Origin of the sequence: Enterococcus crotali, assembly GCF_000633635.1 — a bacterium.
Taxonomy (GTDB): domain Bacteria; phylum Bacillota; class Bacilli; order Lactobacillales; family Enterococcaceae; genus Enterococcus_L; species Enterococcus_L crotali.
Map to the genome: position 1 here is coordinate 491,032 of NZ_AYPQ01000001.1, position 24,491 is coordinate 515,522.

At 37.4% G+C, this 24,491-nt stretch carries 21 protein-coding genes and 1 pseudogene; 17 read left to right on the top strand and 5 right to left on the bottom strand.

What is annotated here, in order from left to right; all coding sequences use genetic code 11:
* Window positions 1-201: 201 nt before the first annotated feature.
* Window positions 202-1,032, bottom strand: coding sequence for an undecaprenyl-diphosphate phosphatase (locus V192_RS0102365; RefSeq protein WP_025868776.1), 831 nt, complete (start codon window positions 1,030-1,032; stop codon window positions 202-204).
* A gap of 179 nt (window positions 1,033-1,211) precedes the next feature.
* Here V192_RS0102365 and V192_RS0102370 point away from each other — a divergent pair, with 179 nt between their 5' ends.
* From V192_RS0102370 to V192_RS0102385, 4 genes are all read left to right on the top strand, one after another.
* Window positions 1,212-1,703, top strand: coding sequence for a PTS sugar transporter subunit IIA (locus V192_RS0102370; protein WP_025868777.1), 492 nt, complete (start codon window positions 1,212-1,214; stop codon window positions 1,701-1,703).
* Between the two features lie 325 nt (window positions 1,704-2,028).
* Window positions 2,029-2,916: an N-acetylmuramic acid 6-phosphate etherase gene (murQ, locus tag V192_RS0102375; protein ID WP_025868778.1), complete on the top strand. Its 888-nt coding sequence runs from the start codon at window positions 2,029-2,031 to the stop codon at window positions 2,914-2,916.
* Between the two features lie 21 nt (window positions 2,917-2,937).
* Window positions 2,938-4,383: a PTS transporter subunit EIIC gene (locus V192_RS0102380; protein WP_025868779.1), complete on the top strand. Its 1,446-nt coding sequence runs from the start codon at window positions 2,938-2,940 to the stop codon at window positions 4,381-4,383.
* Between the two features lie 221 nt (window positions 4,384-4,604).
* Complete coding sequence (locus tag V192_RS0102385) at window positions 4,605-5,483, top strand: MurR/RpiR family transcriptional regulator (RefSeq protein ID WP_025868780.1); 879 nt, start codon at window positions 4,605-4,607, stop codon at window positions 5,481-5,483.
* A 49-nt stretch (window positions 5,484-5,532) separates the two neighbouring features.
* Here V192_RS0102385 and V192_RS0102390 read toward each other — a convergent pair whose 3' ends face one another.
* Both V192_RS0102390 and V192_RS0102395 read right to left on the bottom strand, forming a co-directional pair.
* Complete coding sequence (locus tag V192_RS0102390; protein ID WP_025868781.1) at window positions 5,533-6,234, bottom strand: histidine phosphatase family protein; 702 nt, start codon at window positions 6,232-6,234, stop codon at window positions 5,533-5,535.
* Between the two features lie 104 nt (window positions 6,235-6,338).
* Window positions 6,339-6,965, bottom strand: coding sequence for an MBL fold metallo-hydrolase (locus V192_RS0102395; RefSeq protein ID WP_029948088.1), 627 nt, complete (start codon window positions 6,963-6,965; stop codon window positions 6,339-6,341).
* A gap of 212 nt (window positions 6,966-7,177) precedes the next feature.
* On the opposite strand from V192_RS0102395, the gene V192_RS0102400 reads away from it, so the two are divergent.
* The 7 genes from V192_RS0102400 to V192_RS0102430 all read left to right on the top strand — a co-directional run bounded on the left by V192_RS0102400 (window position 7,178) and on the right by V192_RS0102430 (window position 15,791).
* Window positions 7,178-7,525: a coiled-coil domain-containing protein gene (locus tag V192_RS0102400; RefSeq protein ID WP_025868783.1), complete on the top strand. Its 348-nt coding sequence runs from the start codon at window positions 7,178-7,180 to the stop codon at window positions 7,523-7,525.
* Between the two features lie 21 nt (window positions 7,526-7,546).
* Entirely contained in the window at window positions 7,547-10,114 is a 2,568-nt protein-coding gene (locus V192_RS0102405) for a DEAD/DEAH box helicase family protein (RefSeq protein WP_025868784.1), read from the top strand.
* 323 nt (window positions 10,115-10,437) lie between these two features.
* On the top strand, window positions 10,438-11,814 hold the full coding sequence (gene guaD / locus V192_RS0102410; protein ID WP_025868785.1) for a guanine deaminase: 1,377 nt from the start codon (window positions 10,438-10,440) through the stop codon (window positions 11,812-11,814).
* Between the two features lies 1 nt (window position 11,815).
* Window positions 11,816-13,186: a uracil-xanthine permease family protein gene (locus tag V192_RS0102415; protein WP_025868786.1), complete on the top strand. Its 1,371-nt coding sequence runs from the start codon at window positions 11,816-11,818 to the stop codon at window positions 13,184-13,186.
* A 180-nt stretch (window positions 13,187-13,366) separates the two neighbouring features.
* On the top strand, window positions 13,367-14,344 hold the full coding sequence (guaC, locus tag V192_RS0102420) for a GMP reductase (protein ID WP_025868787.1): 978 nt from the start codon (window positions 13,367-13,369) through the stop codon (window positions 14,342-14,344).
* Window positions 14,345-14,487: 143 nt separating this feature from the next.
* Window positions 14,488-14,820 carry a PadR family transcriptional regulator gene (locus V192_RS0102425; RefSeq protein ID WP_025868788.1) on the top strand — a complete coding sequence of 111 codons (333 nt, stop codon included), beginning with the start codon at window positions 14,488-14,490 and terminating at the stop codon, window positions 14,818-14,820.
* Window positions 14,817-15,791: a permease prefix domain 1-containing protein gene (locus V192_RS0102430; RefSeq protein WP_025868789.1), complete on the top strand. Its 975-nt coding sequence runs from the start codon at window positions 14,817-14,819 to the stop codon at window positions 15,789-15,791. Before V192_RS0102425 ends, V192_RS0102430 begins: the two co-directional genes overlap by 4 nt.
* A gap of 58 nt (window positions 15,792-15,849) precedes the next feature.
* On the opposite strand, the gene V192_RS0102435 is transcribed toward V192_RS0102430, so the two are convergent.
* A complete protein-coding gene (locus V192_RS0102435; RefSeq protein WP_025868790.1) occupies window positions 15,850-16,398 on the bottom strand; it encodes an ECF transporter S component in 549 nt (182 codons plus the stop codon).
* An 11-nt stretch (window positions 16,399-16,409) separates the two neighbouring features.
* The gene (gene thiD, locus V192_RS0102440) at window positions 16,410-17,234 is read right to left on the bottom strand and encodes a bifunctional hydroxymethylpyrimidine kinase/phosphomethylpyrimidine kinase (RefSeq protein ID WP_025868791.1); all 825 of its coding nucleotides are present in this window, start codon (window positions 17,232-17,234) and stop codon (window positions 16,410-16,412) included.
* Between the two features lie 389 nt (window positions 17,235-17,623).
* On the opposite strand from thiD, the gene V192_RS0102445 reads away from it, so the two are divergent.
* The 6 genes and pseudogenes from V192_RS0102445 to V192_RS19070 all read left to right on the top strand — a co-directional run bounded on the left by V192_RS0102445 (window position 17,624) and on the right by V192_RS19070 (window position 24,491).
* Complete coding sequence (locus tag V192_RS0102445; RefSeq protein ID WP_025868792.1) at window positions 17,624-19,066, top strand: aminotransferase-like domain-containing protein; 1,443 nt, start codon at window positions 17,624-17,626, stop codon at window positions 19,064-19,066.
* Between the two features lie 30 nt (window positions 19,067-19,096).
* Window positions 19,097-19,822, top strand: a complete 726-nt coding sequence (locus tag V192_RS0102450) for a nitroreductase family protein (protein WP_025868793.1) — start codon at window positions 19,097-19,099, stop codon at window positions 19,820-19,822.
* Window positions 19,823-19,921: 99 nt separating this feature from the next.
* Window positions 19,922-21,646, top strand: coding sequence for a phospho-sugar mutase (locus V192_RS0102455; RefSeq protein ID WP_035010706.1), 1,725 nt, complete (start codon window positions 19,922-19,924; stop codon window positions 21,644-21,646).
* A gap of 77 nt (window positions 21,647-21,723) precedes the next feature.
* Window positions 21,724-22,500, top strand: coding sequence for a pyrroline-5-carboxylate reductase (proC, locus tag V192_RS0102460; protein ID WP_025868795.1), 777 nt, complete (start codon window positions 21,724-21,726; stop codon window positions 22,498-22,500).
* A 281-nt stretch (window positions 22,501-22,781) separates the two neighbouring features.
* Window positions 22,782-23,069, top strand: a complete 288-nt coding sequence (locus V192_RS0102465) for an ArsR/SmtB family transcription factor (protein ID WP_025868796.1) — start codon at window positions 22,782-22,784, stop codon at window positions 23,067-23,069.
* Window positions 23,070-23,202: 133 nt separating this feature from the next.
* A pseudogene (locus V192_RS19070) lies at window positions 23,203-24,491 on the top strand (homoserine dehydrogenase).

A 24,491-nucleotide genomic window follows, 5' to 3' on the forward strand; every position in this document is an offset into this window, starting at 1 on the left:
ATTTGTTTTTTTAAAATAGACTTATTCTAAATAAGAACGATAATCATTATCAATATAAAGACGAAATAGAAGCATGCCTACTTCAAAAAAATGTGCCACGTGATTTATATAAGTACAAAAAAATAACCTAGAGAAAACTTAAAAAGTTCTCTTTAGGTCAGTAAAAAATTTAAGTGTTATTTGTTATCCTCTTAAAAATAATTATGAAAAAAGCCAATAACTAATAAGTAAAACACCGAGTACAATTCGATACCAGCCAAACGCTGTGAAATCGTTTCGTTTTAAGTAGTTCAATAAGAATTTTATCACGATGATTGAAACGAAAAACGCTACAATAGAACCTGTGAGTAGAATAATTATTTCATCAAAACCAAATGAATTTCCTTTCATAACGAATTTTACAATTTTTAAAAAACTTGCACCGAACATTACAGGAATTCCAAGGAAAAAAGAAAATTCCGTTGCAACGAACCGTGATGCTCCGATGATGATTGCCCCCAGAATAGTTGCGCCTGAGCGTGATGTTCCTGGAATAAGGGACAATACTTGAAAGAAACCAACAATCGCTGCTGCTTTATAGGTGAAATCCCTCAAATCTGTACATTTTGGTTTGCGATCGCGATTTCTTTTTTCAATCACAACAAAAGCTATCCCATAAACGATCAGCATCAAGGATACTGTAAAGAAATTATGGAATTTTGCTTCTAACCAGTCATCTAAAGGAATGCCAATGATTGCAGCTGGCGCACAAGCAACGACTACTTTTGACCATAAAATCCAGGTATCCTTTTTTTCAGTTTGATCTTTTTGTGGGGAGAATGGGTTTAGCTTATGAAAATAAAGAACGACAACCGCCATAATCGCACCAAGCTGGATGACAACATTGAACATTTCCATAAAATCTTTGCTGAGGTTCATTTTAATAAATTCATCGACTAAGATTAAATGTCCAGTACTACTAATTGGGAGCCATTCAGTCACTCCCTCGATGATTCCTAGAATAATTGCTTTCCATAAATTTGATAAAAGCATAGATTCAATCCTTTCCAGCATAAAATAATAAATCACTAATAGTATACCTTTTAGTCTGAGAAAAACCAACTAACTTTTGATTTGCATTAGAAAATTTTAGAATCTAGTATCTCAAGTGTTGTAATTATTCGAAGAATTTTCTATACTATTACTATTCGTGAAAATTGGAGGAGAAAACAATGTTTGGATTTTTGAAAAAGAAGGAACCGGTGCAGTTAAATGAAATGTTATATGCGGTAACAACGGGAAATTTGATTCCGATTAGTGAAGTTAATGATCCTGTTTTTTCACAAAAAATGATGGGTGATGGATTTGCAGTTATACCAGAGTCAGGCGATATTTATTCACCGATTGTCGGAGAAGTGTTAAGTGTTTTTCAGACAAAACATGCTGTAGGAATGAAAATGGCAAATGGACTGGAAATTTTACTTCATATGGGGATCGACACAGTTGAATTGAATGGAGAACCATTTGATATAAAAGTAAGCGAAGGCACCAAAGTAACACAAGAAACATTGATTGCCAAAGTAGACTTAGATGCAATCAAAGCTGCAGGGAAAGCGATTGATATGGTTGTTGTGATCACTAACATGGACAGTGTAAAAAACGTTAAGCTTAATAAAGTGGGACCAGTTACTGCTGGAGAAGAAGTTGGAATTGCTGAAGCTTGATTTGCTGATTTTTTATATTCAAAAGTAAGGGAAAAGTACTTTCCTTACTTTTTTTATTTCTCATCTATGAAAATTAATTTCAATTTAATTTATCAATATTTACTTTATTTGAAATAATGTTTCGATTAGTTTATAATGGAAACGAATTAAGAGAGACCAAGGAATACTGTACTATAGTCAAGAGATAAGTATTATTCGACCTAATGGGATTTTTACTTCCTTGCACATTCCGAAAGGCAATACAGTATTATACAGGCAAAAGCTAAAACAAAATGAATCAAAGCTGATAAGATTTTTAAACTGATAGAGAAGGGAACTTTCTAAAATGAACTTAGATAAACTAACAACTGAACGCAGAAATCAAGAGACGATGAACTTGGATGAACTAACAATCAAAGAAGCATTGATCAAAATGAATCAGGAAGATCAGAAAGTGGCATTAGCAGTAAAGAAAGTATTGCCTGAAATAGAATTGGTTGTCAAGGCAATCATTGATGCCTTTAATCAAGGAGGACGTTTGATTTATATGGGAGCTGGAACGAGCGGTCGCTTAGGTGTGCTGGATGCGGCAGAATGTGTACCAACATTTGGTGTATCACCTGAAATGGTTCAAGGGTTGATTGCTGGTGGTCAAAAAGCGTTGACGATTGCAGTTGAGGGAGCAGAAGATTCTAAAGCGCTAGGACGACAAGACTTAATAAAATTAAATCTAACAGATAAAGATGTAGTTGTTGGGATTGCTGCAAGCGGACGGACGCCGTATGTGATTGGCGGATTGGTTTATGCTGATTCAATCAAGGCCGTAACAGCATCTATTTCTTGTAATAAGGAAGCAGAAATCAGCCGCTATGCCAAAATGCCGATCGAAGTCGATGTAGGGCCGGAATTTCTAACAGGGTCCACGCGCTTGAAGTCTGGAACTGCGCAAAAGTTGATCTTAAATATGCTGTCGACCCTTTCAATGATCGGTATCGGTAAAGTATACAACAATTTGATGGTGGACGTGAAAGCAACGAATGAAAAATTAGTAGAGCGTTCCAAACGAATTATCATGGAAGCTACGAATTGTGAGTATGAAACAGCGACAGATTTCTTTATCCAAGCAGATGGAAATGTGAAATTGGCAATAGTAATGCTACTGACAAACGTTACAAAAGAAGAAGCGACGGAAAAATTAATTCAAGGAAATCATTTCATAAAAAATACCCTTTAAAAAAACGAGAGGAGGATCATCATGACGGAAGATAACATCAAGCGTTTAGCCAGGGAAATATACGAAGAAGTTGGCGGTCAAGGCAATGTATTGAAGATACGACACTGCATGACTCGGGTGCGCATGGATATTCGTGATTATGATAAAGTGAAGTTGGAAGCTTTAAAAAAGATTGATGGTGTATTGGGTGTAGTAGAAGATGATACGCTGCAAGTGGTTATCGGTCCTGGAACAGTGAATAAAGTGGCACAAGAAATGGTCGATAGTGTAGGTGTAAAGCTAGGTGAACAGTTTCCGGTTCATGAGAAGACTCAGACTGAGCTGACAGGCAAACAATTAGTGGAAGAAAAAGCGGCGCAAGTTAAAGCGGCACAGGAAGAAAAAAATAAAAGTAACGCTAGATATAAAGTCGTTTTAAAATCAATATCTAATATTTTTGTACCAATGATCCCAGCATTTATCGGAGCTGGAGTGATTGGAGGGATTGCTACTGTAATGGCAAATTTATTAGTTGCAGGGACGATTGGAGATTTCTGGCAGCAGTATATCGATATACTGAACATCATTAAAAATGGTATTTTTGCCTACCTCGCGTTATATACAGGCATCAATAGTGCAAGTGAATTTGGTGCAACGCCTGCTCTTGGCGGCGTGATTGGTGCAGTGACGATGCTGACTGGAATGAATAGTGAAACGCCACTGCCAAATGTTTTGACTGGTGGTACATTATCGGCAGGACAAGGAGGGATTATTGGGGTGATCTTTGCCGTTTGGCTTCTTTCATTGATTGAAAAAAAACTGCATAAAGTGATTCCTGATTCGATCGATAGTATTCTTACGCCAACCGTTTCGTTACTTGTAATCGGCTTGATCACAATTTTTTTAATCATGCCTGTTGCAGGTTTTATTTCAAATGGTCTCATAGATATTATCAATGTTGTGTTAGCAAAAGGTGGTCTGCTTGCTGGATTTATTTTAGGTGCAACCTTTCTACCAATGGTCATGTTTGGTCTACATCAAATACTAATACCAATCCATATTGAGATGATCGCTCAAACTAGCATGACATTATTGTTGCCGATTTTTGCAATGGCTGGAGCAGGTCAAGTGGGTGCTGCGCTCGCATTATGGATTCGCTGTAAAAAAGATACTCAACTAGTTGAGATGATCAAAGGCGCGTTGCCAGTTGGTATACTAGGAATTGGTGAACCCTTGATTTATGGCGTAACATTACCATTGGGACGTCCATTTATTACAGCTTGTGTCGGTGGTGGAATCGGTGGAGCAGTAATCGGTTTTTTTGGAAACGTAGGCTCAATGGCAATTGGTCCAAGTGGTATTGCTTTGATTCCATTAATCACTAATAATCAGTGGTTGGCTTATATTTTAGGCTTATTAGCTGGATATGCCGGCGGTTTTATCATTACCTTTTTCTTTGGTGTTCCAAAAGACTTACAAGAGCAATAACAGCCTTTTTATAAGGAAACAATTAGCATTTAGTCTATGGCATTTTCTGATTTACATAGACAACCAGTTATTTAGGCTGTCAACAGAGGATATTCATATTTAACGAATGCATTTCTTTTCTGTTTCTTTTTCGTTATAATGAAGGAACAACTCACTGAATCAGCGAAATTTAATTATAACGAGAATCAAATGGTTTTAGCAGAGAAAAGGATTGGTGAAGAATGCAGCAAAATATTATTTTAACGATTCAAGACCACCTAAAACATTTACCAGGATCCGAACAAAAAGTGGCAGATTATATTTTAAATAATACAAGTGAAGTCATTAACTTAAGTGCACAAGAATTGGCTAAAAAATCAGGTTCCAGTCCCGCTGCGATCATTCGCTTTTGTCGCTCGATTGAAGTTAGCGGTTTTACTGATTTAAAGCTGTTGCTTTCAGCAAATCTGGGCACTGTTGATACCCAAATGTATACAGAAGTCGAAAAGGGTGAAACGACAAGTGCGATTAAAGAGAAACTTCAGTATCGATTAGTTCATGTACTGGAACGCACGAATGAACATCTAGAAGATGAAGCGGTGGATTTAGCAGTTGAGCAATTAGAAAAGACTGGGATTATTTTTGTTTACGGTTTGGGCGCTTCTTCGCTCGTGGCTCAAGATATTTATCAGAAATTTACTAGACTTGGGCTAAACGTATTTTTTACTATGGATCATCATTTGTTCGCTTCAGCTATTGGAACAAATAGTTTAGAAGGGACTTTTATCGGGATTTCAAGTTCAGGTACGAATCAAGAAACAAATGCATTAGCAGACCTAGCAATCGAAAAAGGGATGCCAGTAATCGGGCTAACAGCTAATCCAACTTCACCTCTAGCACGCAAAAGCTCGGTCTTGCTGCTGACGCCTGCAGGAGAAGAAGCACCATTACGAAGTGCTGCGACTGTTTCTTTAACAGCTCAGCTTTATGTGGTAGATGTTTTGTTTTTTGCCTATGCAGCTAAAAATTACGATAAAATACTAGAAAAAATTCAACATTCTAAAGGCGCTGTTGAAATTGTAAAAAAAGAGTTGAATGAAACGATAAAAAAGAAAGGATGAGTCCATTATTTGGCCGCATCCTTTCTTTTGTTTTCATGACACTCTTAAATTAATGATCGAATGAAATAGCACGTCCGTTATCGATGTAATGAGTATCGTTAACAGTATCGATCGTAAAGTGCCCATTTTCATAAATCAGCTTGGTCACACTGCCGTTTTCTAATCCAATCTGCATTGGCAAACTTGTGTCGATCAAGGACAATAAAAATGAAATTGTCAGGCCGTGAGAGACGATCATCACATTGCCACCGCCGTTTTGCTCTCGTCGATGAGCCATATCTTCAAATCCACTCCAAACTCGCTCACGGATTTTTTCGTAAGGTTCAGCCCAATTGGCAGTATCTGCAGCGATAATGGCATCAGCTAAATCTTTGTAACTAATTCTGTTTGTCATCATATCTTCATAGTTATTAAAGGCTAAAATTCTAGGAACGACACCCCAAAGTTCACCATCGTAACCACCATCTAAAGAACCAAAACACCATTCTCGGATGCGACTGTCAGTGCCGTAGGGAATAGCGGCACCGTCTTGATGCTCTTGTAGAATAATGCGAGCGGTCTGCATTGCACGTCCGCTATCACTAGAATAGGCTTCTTCAAAATCAACCTCTTTTAAACCAAGACCTAAATAATGAATGACTTCTTCCCCTTCTTTAGTCAAAGGGGTATCTGACCAACCTTGAGTTCTACCAATCGTGTTGAACATTGTTTTACCATGACGGATAATATAAAGTGTTGTAGGTTTATTCATAAACGTTCCTCCTAAATTTAAACGCTAAATGGTATAAAAAATATGTTCGTGTCTTATTTTGACACGGTTCTGTTCGATTCTTTTACGAAAGAAGATAGGTGATACTAGTTGAAAAAAGGATTGGTTTTCTTTTCATGCTCGATCGTTGTAGCATCGCCATGACCAGGATAAGCTGGGAATTCTTCTGGTAAAGTAAACAAATATGTGCGAATGCTGTGCAGCAGTTGTTCCAAATCCCCTGTGTGTAAATCAGTTCTGCCGATGCTGCCTTTGAATAAAGCATCTCCTGTGACAACAAAATCATCAAAAATAAAGCTGACACTTCCGATTGAGTGACCTGGTGTTGGTACGACAGAAAATCTGATCCCGTCTAAGTCATATTCTTTTAATTCAAATTCTACTTCTGCAGGTTGAACGATGATATCAGCAATATCATCATGGCGTCCTAAGCCGGATAGGTTAAGAATAGGATTTGTTAACCATTCTTGCTCTAATGGACTAACGTAGACGGGTATTTTATATTGATGACGCAAGGTTTCGACTGCTCCGATATGGTCATAATGAGTATGCGTCAATAAAATCGCAATAGGTTTTTTTCCCGTTTTCTCAATTAAGTGTGCTATTTTTTCTGATTCAGCACCTGGATCGATGATTAATAAGCTTGACTCGTTATAAACTAGGTAACAATTTTCTTGGATTACGCCAGTTTGGATTCGTTCGATTTTCAGCATAGTTAGTTGCCTCCTAATAAGTATGATTCTTCTTTAAGTATAACCTAACATCATCTAGAAACCAAAGGCAGAGATGCTCTTTTAAAGCGTTTTTTTTAAAACATCAATGTAAGTCACAAGTAAAAAGAATTGTAGTTTACTTTTATTTTGCAATCAACCATAATAAAGGGAGTATCTCTAATACGGGAATCAAAAGAGGAGCTTATCAGAACATGAAAAAAATTAATCAATTTTTAGAACAAATTCCAGCATTATTATCGAGTAAAGTCTCAATATTCATTTATCTCTTTCTTTTTTTCTATCTAGTTGTTTTTGCTGTTTTAACATTGTGGATTCCGCTATTAAAAAATGTCCAACCCTCAGCCAATGTTCAGTTGATATTGGGTAATTATACCAACGTGCTAAGTGCTCTAGGCGCGTCTTTAGCGGCTGGAAGTGGTACACTGATTCACCATAGTTTATCTACTTTACATAAAAAACATGATACAATGCATGATGAACTAAAACAAACAATCGCTGAACTTCATGAGAAAATCGATCGTTTGGAACGTGAAAAGTAAAGGTAGGTCAAGCAGAAATATATGACGATTTTAACAGATAAAAACGTAAATTGGCGAAAATATCAAAAGCAGTTGATTGATCGCTTAGCAAAATATAAGTCAAATAATTCAATTCATCTCGTTGCGCCGCCAGGTTCAGGGAAAACCTACTTAGGCATTGAAATCGTGCGTCAATTGGATCGTAAGACATTGATTTTGGTGCCTTCTCTTGTGTTAAAACAACAGTGGCTCGAGACTATCCAAACTGTTTTTTTGAAAGAAAAGACCGATCTGACAAAACTCTCTGACTCAATTGACAAGCCAAAAGAAATGACTGTTGAAACCTATCAAACGGTATACAGTCGCTTACGCGATCAATCCGAATTTTTCCAAAAAGAAAAAATAGCTGTTTTAGTCTTAGATGAAGCCCATCACCTGAAAAAGAGTTGGGGAGAACTTTTGCTTCAGTTAAAAGCAAAGACACCCGGACTGGTAACTGTTTCTTTAACTGCAACACCGCCATACGATGCGAATTTGCAGGAATGGCAGCAATATCAGCTTTTAAATGGCCCAATCGATGAAGAAATAAGTATTCCTCAGTTAGTGAAAGAGCAAGTACTAGCTCCCCATCAAGATTACCTTTATCTTATTTCAGCACCTAAGGGGATCGTGGAGCGTTACGAGCGATTTATAGAGCAGCAGGCGCAAGTGGTAGAAACAATTGTTGCAAGTGATGAAATTGCTGACTATTTACTGGAGCAGTCATTTATTCAACAACCGCAAGTTGAGGAAGAATTTATATATCAATCATTTGAAGTTTATTTGAGTGCATTGATATTTTTGCACATGCATGGGTATCAAATGACTGCTGAACATTGGCTACTATTAGGCGTCACTAAGTCTCAAGGTGAAAAGATTTCGTTTCCAGTGTTTGAAAAACAGCATATGATTGATTTATTGGAATATCTGTATGAGCAAACACCTGAGTTGTTGTTATTTGATTACTTAGAGAAACAAGGATGGGTCGCTCAAAGAAGACTGCAATTATTTCCAGCCTTCTCTGAGAATATTTTAAATCGGGCGCCAGTCGAAAAAAAAGAAGCAATTGTTCGTATTTTACTTTGTGAATATGAAAAATTAGGTAAGCAACTTTCAGGATTAGTTTTGACAGATTTTATAAAAAAGGAAGTACTTTTAGGGAAAAATGGTGATTTGGATTATGGATTGGTCCCCATTTTTGACAGCTTAGTGCCTTATTTTAAAGAAGAACTAGCTTTAGCTGCTATTTGTGGTGAGTTCTTAATTGTTCCTAAAGCGTTGGCTCAGTTTTTTTCTCAAGTTGCTAGCAAATCTAGTGAACACCCATACTTTAATGCATATATGCTTATTTATCCAAATGAGCAAAAGCGTGCGCAAGCATTAGCAATTTTGACGCAATTAGTGAATGAACAAACGATCCAACTACTGGTAGGAACAAGCAGTCTGCTTGGAGAAGGTTGGGATTGTCCGGCTATCAATACGATTATTTTAGCAAACCAATCCGTTTCTTTCGTTCAAACACAACAATTAAGAGGACGAGGGTTGCGCATTGATGGAAAAGGGAAGTCAACCAATATTTGGCATTTAGCTGTGGTACTTCCTGATCTTGAATACGAAAAACAAATTGACGTCAATCGAATCATGAAGCGAATGGGCTATGTCTGTGGATTAACATTTGCAACTCAGCCAGTAGTTGAAAGCGGAGTAGATCGATTTAACTTATTGAGTGTTCGATCGGGGAAAGAGATTGCTATTTATAATCAAGAAATGCTTTATTGGAGTGGAGAACGTAAACAGCTTCCTGCACTTTGGGCGTTAGCGTTAGAAAAAGGGAGTCATTTAACGATGCCTTTTATTATTCGGAAAGATCAAAAGCAGCTTGATGCTAGTGACAAATCGTTGATCCTAAAGCAAAAAATCAAGCTCGCTCCAGCTAGAAAAACGCTATATTCCTGGATCGGTGTATCCGTTTTAACCCTAACTGGTATGTTTGTTACAGCTGTTACTCCGGTTGTAGGAACTTTTGTTTTAGGGATAGATGGCGCGGCGGTGTTATGTTTGCTCAATGAGGAAAAAATTAAAGCAGTAGCCTCAGAGTATTGGCGAAAAAAAATATGGCAAAAAGAAATCAAGCAAATTCGATATTTTGCGCTTAGCATAATTCAAACCTTCATAAAAATGAATGTAATTGATCCTGATGCCATCAATCGTGTGACTATTGAAGCCTCTGATCAGGAATGTCTTTGCTATCTTGCTCAAGCTAGTTATCAAGAGGAGAATTTATTCCACGCTGCTATGGGAGAGGTTCTTTCTGAAATTCAGAGTCCTCGTTACTTTGTTGATATGGGAAGCGGTAAGATCGTAGGAGTACCTGAATTTTTTGCACGGAACAAACAAACCGCTGAATTATATCAACAGAGCGTCAATCATTATTTTTCTGTTCAAAGTGAATTGGTATATTCTAGAACATTAAAGGGCAGAAAGAGGCTTGTCCAGGAAAAAATCTCCATGACAAAAGCTGCTGGGTATTCTGCTCAAAAAGAAATTATAAGAAAAAATATTTGGACTTAAGCTGACCATACTTTAAAGCTTCCACGTGTTTATTGTATAAAGTAAGTTGGATTAGAAGGATTTATTTTGAATTTTGGGTGAGTTTGCTTCTGATCACGCCGTTTATTTGGATTTAGAGCCCAGGACAAAACTAATGTTTAGTTTTGTCCTGGGCTCTATTTTTTTTGAATGATTGAAAACATTGGTCGTTCGAGTGGTTATTTGTTTAATGTTCGTGTTTTCATCTTCAATATACTTTTTTAAATGTTTTTTAGTAAAAATATAGATTAAATACGAATTATTGTATATAATGTTTTTGAATCGTTATGAGAGGAGTCTTTATTTTGTTTAAATTAGTTATAAAAGGAACCGCATTTTCTAGTACCGACTCAAAACATGTAAAAGTTTTTGAGAACTCACTGTTTTGTATCTCTGAAACAGGAATAATCGCCGAAATTATTTCACCGGAACAAAAAGAATACGAAGCAACTATCAACGAATATATATCAAAAAATAAATTTAAGGAATTAGCACAAGGTCAATATATCTTACCCGGATTCATCGATCTTCATATTCATGCGCCGCAATGGGCGCAAGCAGGGACGGCCCTGGATCTGCCTTTGTATGAATGGCTCAATACCTATACTTTTCCGCTTGAAGCTAAATTTTCTGATGTACAATTTGCAGAACAAGTATATTCGAATCTAGTGTCACAATTAATAAAAAACGGCACAACGACTGCGTTGTATTTTGCGACCGTTCATCGTGAAGCTAGCTTAAAATTAGCAGAAATCTGTAGTGAGAAAGGTCAAAGAGGCTTAGTTGGAAAAGTTGTAATGGATGATCCAGAACAAAATCCTGATTATTATCGTGATCGTTCTGCTGCGACAGCTCTTTTGGAGACAGAATTATTTATTCAAGAAGTACTTGAGTTGAACAAACAAACTCCACAAGGTGTTTATCCAGTCGTGACACCTCGATTTATTCCAAGTTGTACAGATGATTCGCTGGAAGGTTTAGGCGTATTAGCCGCTAAATATGATATTCACATCCAATCTCATTGTAGTGAAAGCGATTGGGCACATACGTTTGTTCAAGAGCGGTTTGGTAAAAATGATGCTCTAGCTTTAAATGATTTTGGGTTGATCACAGAAAAATCTGTTATGGCTCATTGCGGATTTCTTTCAGAGGATGATATGAAGTTATTTGCTAAAAAAGGGACGGCTGTTGCCCATTGTCCAATTTCTAATGCGTACTTTGGAAATGCGGTGACACCAATTGCCAGACTACTCAATGAACATCAAGTAGAAGTAGGTCTAGGCAGTGACATTTCTGGAGGCTTTTCTCCAAGCTTATTTGATAATATTAGACAGGCAGTCATGTCCTCTAGAATGCTGAATGATGGTGTCGACAAGGACTGTTGTAGTGAAAAACGAGGTGTTTCAGGGTCAAGTATTACATTAAATGAAGCTTTTTATCTAGCAACTGCAGGTGGTGGTGAATCATTGAGTCTGCCTATTGGTAAACTAGCTGTCGATTATATTTGGGATGTTCAAATTATTAACACCAAAGCATTACCACTTTTTTCAGATGAAGAACCGTTGATGACTCTTTTTCAAAAAATTCTTTACCTATCGCGTCCTGAAAGTATTGATGAAGTCTGGGTTCAAGGCAAAAAAGTGCATGATAAAAATTGGAAAGAGCTAGAGGTGCAAAAATAAAATGATCGAAAATCAAGTGAAAGCATCAAAATTAACAGTAGGACCAAATGATGACTTATCAATCGGACAATCAGCATTATTAGGAATTCAACATGTATTGGCAATGGATGTATATGTGGTCCCATTCATTATTGCATCGATCATCGGATTGACGACAAAAGAATCTTCTGCATTGATCCAATCGACTTTTATTGCGGCAGGAATTGCTACGATCATTCAATCGTATTTTTGTATGAAACTTCCCGTAGCACAAGGACCTTCTTTTATCCCGATTGGTGCTGTTGCAGGTATTTATTTTGCCAATAACCAAAGTGGTAATGGCTGGGGAACGGTTTTAGGAGCGAGTTTAATTGGGGCTTTATTAGTCATCATTTTGGGCTTAACAGGTATATTTAATCGTTTGATCAAAACCTTTGTCCCGCCGATTGTGGGCGGTACGATTATTTTTATCGTCGGTTTGTCTTTGATGCCAGTTGCTTTGAGTGATAACGTTTTTACAGCATCTGGAGATTTAGGACAAAATATTTTACTAGCCGTGATTGCTGCATCTTCGCTTGTTTTGTTTGCAATGATTGGTTCTCGTTTTCCTGGGAAAGGACGGATCTTCCGAATTTCTTCAGTTATTTTAGCACTGGTTATTGGCTGTTTAGCGGCACAATTTATGGGTATATTAGATTTATCACAAGTATCAAAGGCGCAATTGATCAGCGTTCCAAGCGTTCCGTTTGTTGATTTTCATTTTTCATTTGATTTATCTTCTATTTTGACAATGATCATTATTTACATCGTTTTAATGGCAGAAACAACTGGTACGTGGTTTGCGGTCAGTAATGTTTGTGAGGAGCCTTTGACAGATGAGAACATCAATCGAGGAGTAGTTGGTGAAGGAATCGGCTGTTTCATTTCATCCATGCTTGGGACAACGCCTGTTACTGGATATTCGACAAATGCCGGAATCATCTCGATCACAGGTGTTGCCAGTAAAAAGGTCTTTGTGGCGGCAGGTGCTTGGTTTGTGGTATTTGGGTTATCAGGCAAATTATCTACATTGATTTCTTCAATTCCTTCTCCAGTAATCGGTGGTGTATTTGTGATTGTTTGTGGAATTATTTCAATCAGCGGAATCAAAGTGATTAAGGAAGTTGATATTAGCGAAAAAGAAATGTATGTAATTGCAATCCCAATGATTTTAACCTTGGCTTTGACTTTAATCCCCAAAGAATTTATTCAATCATTACCTCAATTTTTACAATATCTATTTGGCTCATCTGTAGCGACAGCATCGATTGCAGCAATACTATTGAATCGTCTGTTACCAAGCGAAAAGGTAGTGGAGCAATCAAGTGTGCAAGAGAAAGTAACAGCCATGTAAAAAGCAAATCTCTCTAAATCCGAACATTGAATAGTAATTCTAGTGTTTTTCGGCATTTACCTTTGACTTTTATAAATAGATAGTGTAAATTAGCATAGGTGTTTGAAAATACGAACTATCCAAAGAGTATTGTTCGTGTTTTTGCGTGTTTTAATAGAATTTGCTAGGAGGCAATAGAGTATGAAAGTTTTTGATTACGAAGATGTCCAATTGATTCCCAATAAATGTATTGTAAATAGTCGTTCTGAATGCGATACAGTTGTGAAATTAGGTAAGCATACCTTTAAAATGCCGGTCGTTCCAGCGAATATGCAAACGATCATTGATGAAGAAATCGCAGAATTTTTAGCAAAAAATGATTATTTTTATATCATGCATCGCTTTGACGAGAATGCTCGAATTCCATTTATTGAAAAGATGAACGCTAAAGGTTTGATCACTTCGATCAGTGTAGGGGTCAAAGAGGCTGAATATGGTTTTGTAGAAGAGTTAGCTAAACGTAATTTGGTTCCCGATTATGTAACGATCGATATTGCTCATGGTCATTCTAATGCAGTGATCAATATGATTCAACACTTAAAAAAACATTTGCCAGACACTTTTGTTATTGCTGGAAATGTAGGGACACCAGAAGCCGTTCGTGAATTGGAAAATGCTGGAGCGGATGCAACGAAAGTGGGTATCGGACCCGGTAAAGTTTGTATCACAAAAATCAAAACAGGTTTTGGTACTGGCGGCTGGCAATTAGCAGCCTTACGTTGGTGTGCCAAAGCAGCAAGAAAACCAATCATTGCTGATGGCGGGATTCGTACCCCAGGAGATGTAGCAAAATCAGTTCGTTTTGGTGCGACGATGGTCATGATCGGTTCATTATTTGCAGGTCACGAAGAATCCCCAGGCGAAACAAAAGTGGAAAATGGAGTTGTTTACAAGGAATACTTCGGCAGCGCTTCTGAATTCCAAAAAGGGGAAAAGAAAAACGTCGAAGGAAAGAAAATTTGGATTCAACATAAAGGCAGCTTGGCTGATACGTTAGTTGAAATGCAGCAGGATTTACAGTCATCGATTTCTTATGCTGGCGGTCGTGATCTGGAAGCAATCCGCAAAGTAGACTATGTAATTGTGAAGAATTCAATTTTTAATGGCGATACAATTTAAACTAAGATGCACACTAAGAAAGAAGCGTATTTTGCGCTTCTTTTTTATTTTAATTATTTTTACTTTACCTGTCGTAGTAATCGTGGTATAGTAATTACAACGACAGACGTAGTACGTTAGATGAAGTAATTGGAGGTGATTCAATGATCGGCAGCGATGCAATCAGAGGGTATAATGATACATTCATTTTATCTGTATTGCAGGAAGGTGATTCATATGGTTATGCGATTTCGAAAAGAATCACAGAAATTTCTGAAAATAACTATTCGATTAAGGAAACGACATTGTATTCAGCTTTTAACCGTTTAGAAAAAAATGGATTTATCCAATCATTTCCCGGCCAAATTACGCATGGTAAAAAGAGAACATATTATAGAATCACATCATCTGGGCAAGCCTATTTAGAAGAAAAAATAGCGGAGTGGGTACTGACAAAAAAAGTTGTGGAGCGTTTTATCAAGGAGGAGAAATCATGAAAACTATTAAGGATTATATTGACAGTCTATTTTTAGGAATAACTGAAACTAGTCAAACAAAACAATTAAGAGAAGATTTATTAGCCAGTGCAGAAGATCGTTACGAAGATCTAAAAAGTCAAGGGAAATCTGAAAATGAAGCAATTGGTGGCGTGATTTCAGAGTTTGGCTCGATCGATGAATTACTGGAAGAAATGAATATAAGACAAGATTTTATAGATGAAAAAGGGTTTGAATTAGATGAAATTACAATAAATGAAGCAACGGTATTTTTGAAAATTTACCATAGAGCTGCAACACTTATAGGCTTAGGTGTAATGGTTATCATGTTAGGAATTGCTACTCTTTTAGCTAGTATGGAATTTTACGGAGAAGGTATTGCTGAAGGATTTGGTGTACTATTTATCTTCCTAGGGGCGGCGATTGGTGTCCCATTATTTATTATTTCAGGAACAAGTATAACGAACATAAATAAAAAATTAGATGATCGCCTTATTCCTATTCAGCTAAAGAGTGAAATAAAGAAAAAAAGAGAAACGTTTCAGCGCTCATATATTTTTTGTATGGTATCTGGCGTAGTGTTGTGTATTTTAGCAGTAATACCCGTTGTTTTTTTTACCACAATATATGATGCAGAATATTTTGGTGCTGCTTGTTTAATGCTAATAGCCTCTTTTGGCGTTTTCTTCTTTATTTTTGGCGGCGTGATTATGGGAAGTTTTACAAGAATACTTGAACAGACTTACTTTATTTCAGATGATGCTAAGCTGGGGCCAAATGCTAAAGCAGAACGAAACAGTAAGAGGCCAATATGGTTACAAACACTTGAAAAAATTTACTGGCCGATAGTGACTGCGATCTTTTTGTTACAAGGATTTCTCTTAGGAAATTGGGGAACAGGCTGGACTATTTTTCCAGTAGCGGGAATCGCTTTTTGGATAATAGAAAGTATTTTTACTAATAATGAATAAAAAGATGCTCCGCATATTTCGGGAAATCCCTGGAATATGCGGAGTTTTTATACAAAAATTAAAATGATTGCCTTGAAAAAATGACGTGCATCGCTTTTTTTAAGGGGAAATAAACAAGTGTTACAATCAAGATTGTCGTTACAACATTAATCAGTGTTGCTGGCAATTTAGATAGGCCGCTTGCAAAAGCAACTGAAAAATCTGCTCCAGCAAGAAGCCCCATTCCAGTATTTTTTAGTTGAGTCATAATAATCTTAGCAATTCCTGTTACTGACGCAATCACAATAACTTTCCCAAAGGTGTCGATGTTGTGACGGAAAAATACAATCATCAAAGCAGCAGCACCTCCAACAATGAAACTTTCTAAAATAAAGTAAGGTGCTTCTGCTGCAAAGCCATTTAAAACATCAAAGATAGCAAATCCTAGCCCACCAGCTAGCGCTCCTTTTTTGTAGCCAATCAAAAGTACAGCTAACAATAATACTGAGTTGCCTAAGTGAGCAAATGCACCAGTCGGCATAGGGATTTTGATCATGGTTCCAAGTACGGTCAATGCCGCAAATAAACCAACTAATACAATAGAAGTTGTTGAACTTTGTTTCTTCATGCTAGCACTCCTTACTTTTCTGTCATGCGTTTTTCAGCATGATTATAAGCACCATGCCAGACATGACCCAGAAAAGGATTGATTTTTTGCCCATTTTTGATTGCTTCAGCTACGAATTTTTTAGCTAATGACACAGCATCAACGACTGAATAGCCTTTTGCAAGACCAGCAGTTACAGCTGCGGCGAAAGTACAACCTGCGCCATGATTGTAATCAGTCGAAAATAGCTCGTTTTCAAAAACCGTAAAATCACTACCATCATAAAATAGATCGATTGCTTTATCCGTTTTTAACCGATGCCCACCTTTGATCACAACATTTTTGGGCCCTAAATCAATGATCTTTTTAGCTGCTTCTTTCATTTGATCGACGGAAGTTAAGTCCCCCATCCCAGATAAAATGCCAGCTTCGACTAAATTTGGTGTGGTCACAGTTGCCTTAGGTAGTAATAAACGGGTCATTGCAGCAACATTTTCCGGTTGTAATAATTCACTAGTTCCTTTACAAGCCATTACGGGATCGATCACGATATTTTCCATTGCAAATTTATCAATATAAGTCCGAGTGATCTCAATCGCTTCAATTGTACCAAGCATTCCTGTTTTCATCGCATCCAGAGCACCGCCAGCAAATATTGTTTTTAATTGTTTTTCTACTAGAGCTGGTTCAATCGGAGTAACTAAATGACTCCAACCTTCATCAGGATCCATTGTTACGATACTTGTTAAAGCTGAAAATCCAAATGTTCCATATTCTTCAAACGTCTTTAAATCCGCTTGAATCCCTGCACCGCCGCTAGAATCTGAACCAGCAACTGTCAATACTTTTTTGATCATTGTCAAACCCCTATTCAAAAATATTTTGATATGTGTATTGTAAAACAAACATAAGTTGACAAAAACAGCCAATTGGGTTATTTTCAGGTCATCCAATTGCTGCGAATCACGAAGAACGAAGTGAATCGATGATGAGCAGTACAAGACGAGCAAAGCGAGAGTTGATCCTTAGAAATGAATCACGAAGAACGAAGTGAATCAATGCTGAGCAGTACAAGACGAGCAAAGCGAGAGTTGATTCTTAGAAATGAATCACGAAGAACGATGTGAATCGTCACTATCCAGTATAAGCCAAGTAAAATCACGTACCTTGCTCATTCACCGAATTTGAACTAGTAAGGAAATAGACGCTCACTTTATACATAAAAAAAACAAGCAGGAGGCACAACATGTGGTCACTGAATAAAGAAAAAGGCGTTCCAGTTTATGTAAGCATCATTGAATTAATATTGTCATATATAAAAAATGGAGATCTTCTCCCAGGAGAACGTTTACCATCAGAAAGAAAATTAGCGGTCTATTTTGGGGTCAATCGTTCAACGGTTGTTCATGCACTAGATGAACTTGTTTCATTGGGCTGGATCGTCAGAAAACAAGGAAGTGGAACAATCGTTAATGAGGGGAAATGGGGGATCAGTACAACGCCTCGAACTGATTGGCGACGTTATTTAGAGCAAAATGCATTTTCTAAAGTCGATCCTTTTACAGAACAAATCGAGCAACTGATCAAACAATCTAATGATGATATTTTAGACTTGTATACAGGCGAACTGCCGTTGGATCTTATCCCAAGCTTTTCATTTCCTCCACTGACCTGGAAACATTTTTTAGAAGAAGAACAGCAAGAGGATTTGGGGTATCTTCCGTTACGACAATCAATCAGCCGTGAAACGGAAAAAGACTATGGTTTTTCACTTCCGCCTGAAAGTCTTTTGATCACATCGGGTGCGCAGCAAGCGCTATTTTTGATTTTGCAAGTATTACTCCAATCAGGTGACAGTGTTGCGATTGAAGATCCGTCTTTTCTTTATGCACTTCCGATTTTTCAAGCCGCTGGCATTCGTTTATATGGCGTGAAGTTGGATCAAGAAGGTATTGCTCTTGAGTCTCTTGAAAAAGTCATTAGGCAACATCGAATCAAAATGGTCATGGTAAATCCGTCGTTTCAAAATCCTACAGGCAAGACAATGACGATGAAACGTAGAAAAGCGTTGATTGCACTATGTCAAGACTACCAAATACCGATTTTAGAGGATGACGTGTTTGCTAAATTAAATTTTGATTCTACTGATCAAATCCCGCCGCTCAAAAAATTAGACCCGGAAAATGTACTGTACATTGGTTCCCTTTCAAAAATACTAGGTTCAACTACTAAAATAGGGTGGTTGAGTGCTCCAACTTCCGTAAATCAACAGTTAGCTGAAGCTCGGAAAATGATGGATTTTACCTTAAGTATTTTCCCACAATTACTAGCAAATTTAGCTTTAACAGATGAGGACTTTCAAAAAAATGTTGTTTATCTAAAGAAAACCTTAGAAGAAAGAGGAAAAGCTGTATTCGAGGTGATTGATCAAATGAATGAATGGGAAGTGGCCATGCCTAAAGGCGGTTTTTATATATGGGCAAAATGGAAACAAGGAAATCTCCGACAAAAAGACTGGTCGATTTTTTTGCAAGAAGGATTATTGATTGCGCCTAGTTTCTTTTTTAGTGAAAAACAAGATAGCATCCGGATAAATTTCTCTCGAGTAGACGAGGCAAAATTGCCAATCTTTAAAGAAAAATTGCTGAAAATCACGCAAAAAATTTGGGTTGATTCAAATACATTGTGATAAAATAGGATTAAAATGGAGGAATTTACTATGAATAACACAATAAAACTATTAACAAGTCGCCGCAGTTATCGTGATTTTGACGAGAATCATGTTATACCAAAAGAAGAGTTACAAATGATCTTGGACGCAGCCAGACAAGCACCAAGTTGGATGAATGGACAGTTTTACAGTATTGTTGTCATCCAAGATAGAGACATTCGTGAGCAATTGGTTAAATGGAATCCAGGAAATCCGCATATGCTAAAAAGTTCCGTCTTTTTACTTTTTATTGGTGATCTTCATCGGACGAAAATGGTTAGTGAGGCTCATGAAAGTACCTATTTTATTGACGAAAGCATTGAACCGATTATTTTGGCTACGACAGATGCTGCTTTAGCACTTGAAAATGCGGTTATCGCGGCTGAAAGTCTGGAATTAGGTTCAGTTGTTGTAGGCAGTATTCGTAAACATGGAAAAGAGATCACAGAGTTGTTAGGTTTACCTGACCATACATTTCCATTATTTGGTTTAAGTATTGGTAAACCAATTGTAGAGATGAACGTCAAACCTCGTTTACCAGAAGCTGCCGTTATCCATTACAATAACTATCAGCCGTACACGTATTCCTTGATTGAAAAGTATAACGTAACTATGGAAAAATTTGGCGAAGCAAGGGAAACAAAACGATGGAGTCAAAAATTTTCTGATTACTTTGCAGCAGAACCGCAAATGATTACAGATCAACTATTGCAATTACAAGGTTTATTGAAGTAAGTAAAGTGTCGATTCTTTTTAGGCATCGCTTTCCTCAAAAGCTCTAGAATGATATACTTATTAGTGGGTAAGAAAACAAATGAAAAAAGAGGTGCTAACATGTCTTGGGAACAAGTCTATGAACAGTGGATAAATGAAGAAAACATACCAGAGAATTTAAAAAAAGAACTAAAGGATCTAAAAGACGACCCAGAAAAATGCGAGGATGCTTTTTATGCACCCTTAGAGTTCGGAACAGCAGGAATGCGTGGGATTCTTGGTGCAGGAATCAATCGAATGAATATTTTTACGATTCGTCAAGCAACTGAAGGTTTAGCACGTTTTATGGATGCTGAAGGAGCTGAAACAAAACGTCGTGGTGTTGCGATTGCTTATGATTCTCGTCATATGTCACCAGAATTTGCAATGGAAGCTGCAAAAACACTAGCGCAACATGGTATTCCAGCATTTGTTTTTGAAAGTTTACGGCCAACGCCAGAGTTGTCATTTGCAGTTCGGTACTTAAATGCATTTTCAGGGATCATGATCACTGCATCCCACAATCCGGCAGCATATAACGGTTATAAAGTGTATGGTGCCGATGGCGGACAGATGCCTCCAGCGGATGCGGATGCATTAACGAAATATGTTCGTGAAGTTGAAAATCCGTTGAAAGTGGATGTGTTAACAGATGAACAAGCAAAACAGAACGATTTGATCACAATTATTGGTGAAGAAGTTGATACGGCTTACTTGAAAGAAGTTAAGACTGTTACAATTAACCAAGAGTTGATCAATGAAATGGGCAAAGAATTAAAACTTGTTTATACACCATTACATGGTACAGGGAAAATGCTAGGCGAAAAAGCCTTAAAACAAGCCGGTTTTGAAAAATTTGTTCTTGTGCCGGAACAGGCAATTGCCGACCCTGATTTTACAACAGTCAAGTCGCCAAATCCTGAAGAGCATTCAGCTTTTGAATATGCGATTCGTTTGGGTGAAAAAGAAGGGGCTGATTTGTTGATTGCAACAGATCCTGATGCTGATCGTTTAGGAGCAGCAGTCCGTTTACCTAATGGAGAGTATCAAGTCTTGACAGGAAATCAACTTGGTTCGATCATGATTCAATACATTCTAGAAGCGCACAAACAAGCTGGAACACTACCAGAAAATGCAGTTGTTTTGAAATCGATCGTGTCTAGTGAATTAGCTACGGCGATTACAGCAAAATACAAAACAAAAATGGTCAATGTTTTAACAGGATTTAAATTTATAGCAGAAAAAATCGAGCAATATGAAATGGATCACTCACAAACATTCATGTTTGGTTTTGAAGAAAGTTATGGTTATCTTGTAAAATCATTTGTTCGTGACAAAGATGCGATCCAGGCGTTAGTTTTATTGGCGGAAGTTGCGGCTTTCTACAAGAAACAAGGGAAAACACTTTATGACGGATTACAAGATATTTTTGAAGAATACGGTTATTTCGAAGAGAAAACAATCTCGGTTACATTGAGCGGTATTGAAGGAAGCGAAAAGATCAAAGCCTTGATGAAAAAATTCCGTGAAGAAGCACCGGCTTCATTTGCCGATATCAAAGTAATCCAAACAGAAGACTTCAAAGAATTAACTAAAACATCAGCTGATGGAAAAGTTGAAACATTAACGACTCCACCGGCAGATGTGTTAAAGTACTTTTTAGAAGATGGAAGCTGGATTGCTATACGTCCTTCAGGAACGGAACCGAAAATCAAGTTTTATTTGGCAACGAAGGCTAGTTCACAGGCTGAAGCCGATCGGAAAATCAGTGATTTTGAACAGGCAGTTAATGCATTAACTAAATAAAAATGACTGGGACTGAAAAGCTGGATCAAGGCCTTATTCAGTCCTTTCATTTTTTAAAATTTATAAGGAGTGAGAGTATGAATATTGGATTTATCGGAGCAGGACACATGGGCAGTGCAATGATCGAAGGTCTTTTAAAGGCTGAAACGGTAGTGCCAGAAAATTTATTTGTTAAAGGTGGCTCAAGCGGTACAGCGGAAAACTTACAGCAAAAGCTAGGTTTTCAATTGATCAAAGAATATGATGCATTTAAAGAATGTAAAATCATTTTTATCGCTACAGGTGCAAACATTGTTTTAGAGATCTTAAAACAGGCAGCACCGTTTATGTCTGATGAAACGATCCTGATTTCAGTTGCTACAGGACATACAGTAGAAGATGCTCAAGCTGTACTAGGAACTAAAATTCATGTTGTTCATGCTATTCCTAACACGCCTGTCAGTGTTAATGCAGGAATGATCGGAGCAGTCTTCGCAAAAGAGATGCCAGTTGAAGCCAAAGCTGAAGCAAGGCATGTCTTGGAATCATTGGGAAAAGTTGAAGAAGTTAGCGAACGGATTCTTGGAACTTTTGGCACAGTGGCTGGGTGTAGTCCTGCGTTTGTAGATATATTTATGGAAGCTTTAGCTGATGGCGCTGTACTCGAAGGGATGCCGCGAACTCTTTCATATGAAGTTGTCGCACAGATGATGTTAGGCTCTGCTAAATTAGCGATTGAAACAAAGAAACATCCTGGAGAATTAAAAGACGGTGTGACCTCACCTGGCGGCAGTACGATCAAAGGCGTGACGGCTTTAGAGAAAAACGGTTTTAGATATGCAGTGATTGATGCCGTTAAACAAGCAAACAGTTAAAATTGAACACAAAAGAGTAAATTGATAAGTGAAATCTTCAATGTAAAAATAAGTAGAAACTGTGGTAGATTCAACTGTCTATTCAAATGATTTGTTGAGGTCGGGATAAAAGTGTTTAGCTCCGAGTGATAAGAGGAGCAGCTTTTTTCTCGACGTTTATTTGGATTTAGAGTGCACATCAAACTCACCCTCTTTTTTTAATGATGAAAGAAAAAATTTAGCCTCTTCTGAAAAAAATTTGCTATAATAGGCAAGAGGAAAATACGAAAGGAAGCTCAGCGATGAAAGAAATAGATGAGATTCAAAAAGTAAGTCAGTTATACAAAGTGTTGAGTGATCCGACCAGATTACGAATTTTGCTTTTGCTAAAGCAAGGAGAGTTAAATGTGACAGCAATTGGTGAGCAGCTTTCTATGGAGCAATCAGCGGTTTCTCACCAATTAAAATTGCTACGAGACAGTCACGTTGTAAGGTCAAGACGAGAGGGAAAGACGATTTATTACACCTTGGATGATCATCATGTTATCGATATTCTCAACCAAACATTCGAACATATCAAACACCAATAACTCACCTTTTCTTTGATTTCCTTAGGAAATTCTAAGAAAAGGCTAGTTTTTTTTATGTCAGTTGGGTATACTAGAAACATGTTTTATTAGAATAAGATGAAATGTTTCTAATTTTATAGTTGGAGGAATAAGGATGAAGGAAAAATTAAACATTGGTTTACTTGGACTAGGTACTGTGGGGTCTGGTGTACCGACGATTTTACAAGAGCATCAAGAAAAAATTTCTCAAGTGACGGGAATGGAAATCGCTATTTCAAAAGCGCTTGTACGTGACGAAGAAGAAAAAAAATGTCTAGCTGAGAAGTTTGATATTCAGCTGACGACAGATATCGATGAGATCATCAATGATGATGAAATCAAAATTATTGTAGAATTGATAGGAAAAGTAGAACCAGCTAAAACCTTCATCACCAAAGCACTAGAAAATGGTAAACATATCGTGACTGCAAATAAAGACCTTTTAGCACAACATGGTAGTGAACTAGTCGCCTTAGCGCAAAAGAATCACTGTGATTTATATTATGAAGCAAGTGTTGCTGGCGGCATTCCTATTTTGCGGACAATTGCTAATAGCTTAGCAGCAGATAACATTCAAAAAGTGTTGGGCATCGTAAACGGAACGACTAATTATATGTTGACACAAATGGTATCTGAGAAAAAAACGTATGAGTTGGCTCTAAAAGAAGCTCAAGAATTAGGCTTTGCTGAATCTGATCCGACCAATGATGTAGATGGAATCGACGCTGCTTACAAGATGGTCATTTTAAGTCAATTTGCATTTGGAATGAATATTAGCTTGGATCAAGTAGATACTCGCGGCATTCGCGGATTATCTTTAGATGACGTTGAAATGGCTGCTCAATTAGGCTATGAAGTAAAATTGATCGGTTCGTCCGAAAATCAAGATGGTAGTATCGCGGTTGAAGTTGGTCCAATGTTAGTCGCAAAATCTCATCCAATCGCTTCTGTTCGCAATGAATTTAATGCAGTCTTTATAGACAGCTCTGGCGTTGGTGAATCCATGTACTACGGTCCAGGAGCTGGAGCTAAACCGACGGCAACAAGTGTGGTTAGTGATATTATTACAATCGCTAAAAATATTCGATTGGGCACAACGGGTCACATGTTCAATTCCTATCAGCACGATACAAAATTAGCAGCAGATAACACAATTCCGGAAAATATTATTTTTCTATCGAAGTCCCCGATCGTCGTGGACAAATTTTAAAATTGACCCAAATTATGACCGAAGCAAATGTCAGCTTTGATCAATTGGTCCAGCAAAAATCTGATGGTACCAGAGCTAGGATCGTTGCGATCACACACACCATTACAAAAGAACAAATGAAGCAAGTGACAAAAGAAATCAAGTTAGCAGCTGATTTTGAACTATTAAATACATTCAAAGTATTGGAGGATTAA

Bases quoted from the DNA above. Each gene is read 5' to 3' on its own strand.
- V192_RS0102400 (WP_025868783.1), top strand. From the start codon at position 7,178: ATGAAAAAAATTAATCAATTTTTAGAACAAATTCCAGCATTATTATCG.
- murQ (WP_025868778.1), top strand. From the start codon at position 2,029: ATGAACTTAGATAAACTAACAACTGAACGCAGAAATCAAGAGACGATG.
- V192_RS0102465 (WP_025868796.1), top strand. From the start codon at position 22,782: ATGAAAGAAATAGATGAGATTCAAAAAGTAAGTCAGTTATACAAAGTG.
- V192_RS0102450 (WP_025868793.1), top strand. From the start codon at position 19,097: ATGAATAACACAATAAAACTATTAACAAGTCGCCGCAGTTATCGTGAT.
- V192_RS0102405 (WP_025868784.1), top strand. From the start codon at position 7,547: ATGACGATTTTAACAGATAAAAACGTAAATTGGCGAAAATATCAAAAG.
- thiD (WP_025868791.1), bottom strand. From the start codon at position 17,234: ATGATCAAAAAAGTATTGACAGTTGCTGGTTCAGATTCTAGCGGCGGT.
- proC (WP_025868795.1), top strand. From the start codon at position 21,724: ATGAATATTGGATTTATCGGAGCAGGACACATGGGCAGTGCAATGATC.
- V192_RS0102430 (WP_025868789.1), top strand. From the start codon at position 14,817: ATGAAAACTATTAAGGATTATATTGACAGTCTATTTTTAGGAATAACT.
- V192_RS0102380 (WP_025868779.1), top strand. From the start codon at position 2,938: ATGACGGAAGATAACATCAAGCGTTTAGCCAGGGAAATATACGAAGAA.
- V192_RS0102385 (WP_025868780.1), top strand. From the start codon at position 4,605: ATGCAGCAAAATATTATTTTAACGATTCAAGACCACCTAAAACATTTA.
- V192_RS0102390 (WP_025868781.1), bottom strand. From the start codon at position 6,234: ATGAATAAACCTACAACACTTTATATTATCCGTCATGGTAAAACAATG.
- V192_RS0102445 (WP_025868792.1), top strand. From the start codon at position 17,624: ATGTGGTCACTGAATAAAGAAAAAGGCGTTCCAGTTTATGTAAGCATC.
- V192_RS0102395 (WP_029948088.1), bottom strand. From the start codon at position 6,965: ATGCTGAAAATCGAACGAATCCAAACTGGCGTAATCCAAGAAAATTGT.
- guaC (WP_025868787.1), top strand. From the start codon at position 13,367: ATGAAAGTTTTTGATTACGAAGATGTCCAATTGATTCCCAATAAATGT.
- V192_RS0102365 (WP_025868776.1), bottom strand. From the start codon at position 1,032: ATGCTTTTATCAAATTTATGGAAAGCAATTATTCTAGGAATCATCGAG.
- V192_RS0102455 (WP_035010706.1), top strand. From the start codon at position 19,922: ATGTCTTGGGAACAAGTCTATGAACAGTGGATAAATGAAGAAAACATA.
- V192_RS0102370 (WP_025868777.1), top strand. From the start codon at position 1,212: ATGTTTGGATTTTTGAAAAAGAAGGAACCGGTGCAGTTAAATGAAATG.
- V192_RS0102435 (WP_025868790.1), bottom strand. From the start codon at position 16,398: ATGAAGAAACAAAGTTCAACAACTTCTATTGTATTAGTTGGTTTATTT.
- V192_RS0102425 (WP_025868788.1), top strand. From the start codon at position 14,488: ATGATCGGCAGCGATGCAATCAGAGGGTATAATGATACATTCATTTTA.
- V192_RS0102415 (WP_025868786.1), top strand. From the start codon at position 11,816: ATGATCGAAAATCAAGTGAAAGCATCAAAATTAACAGTAGGACCAAAT.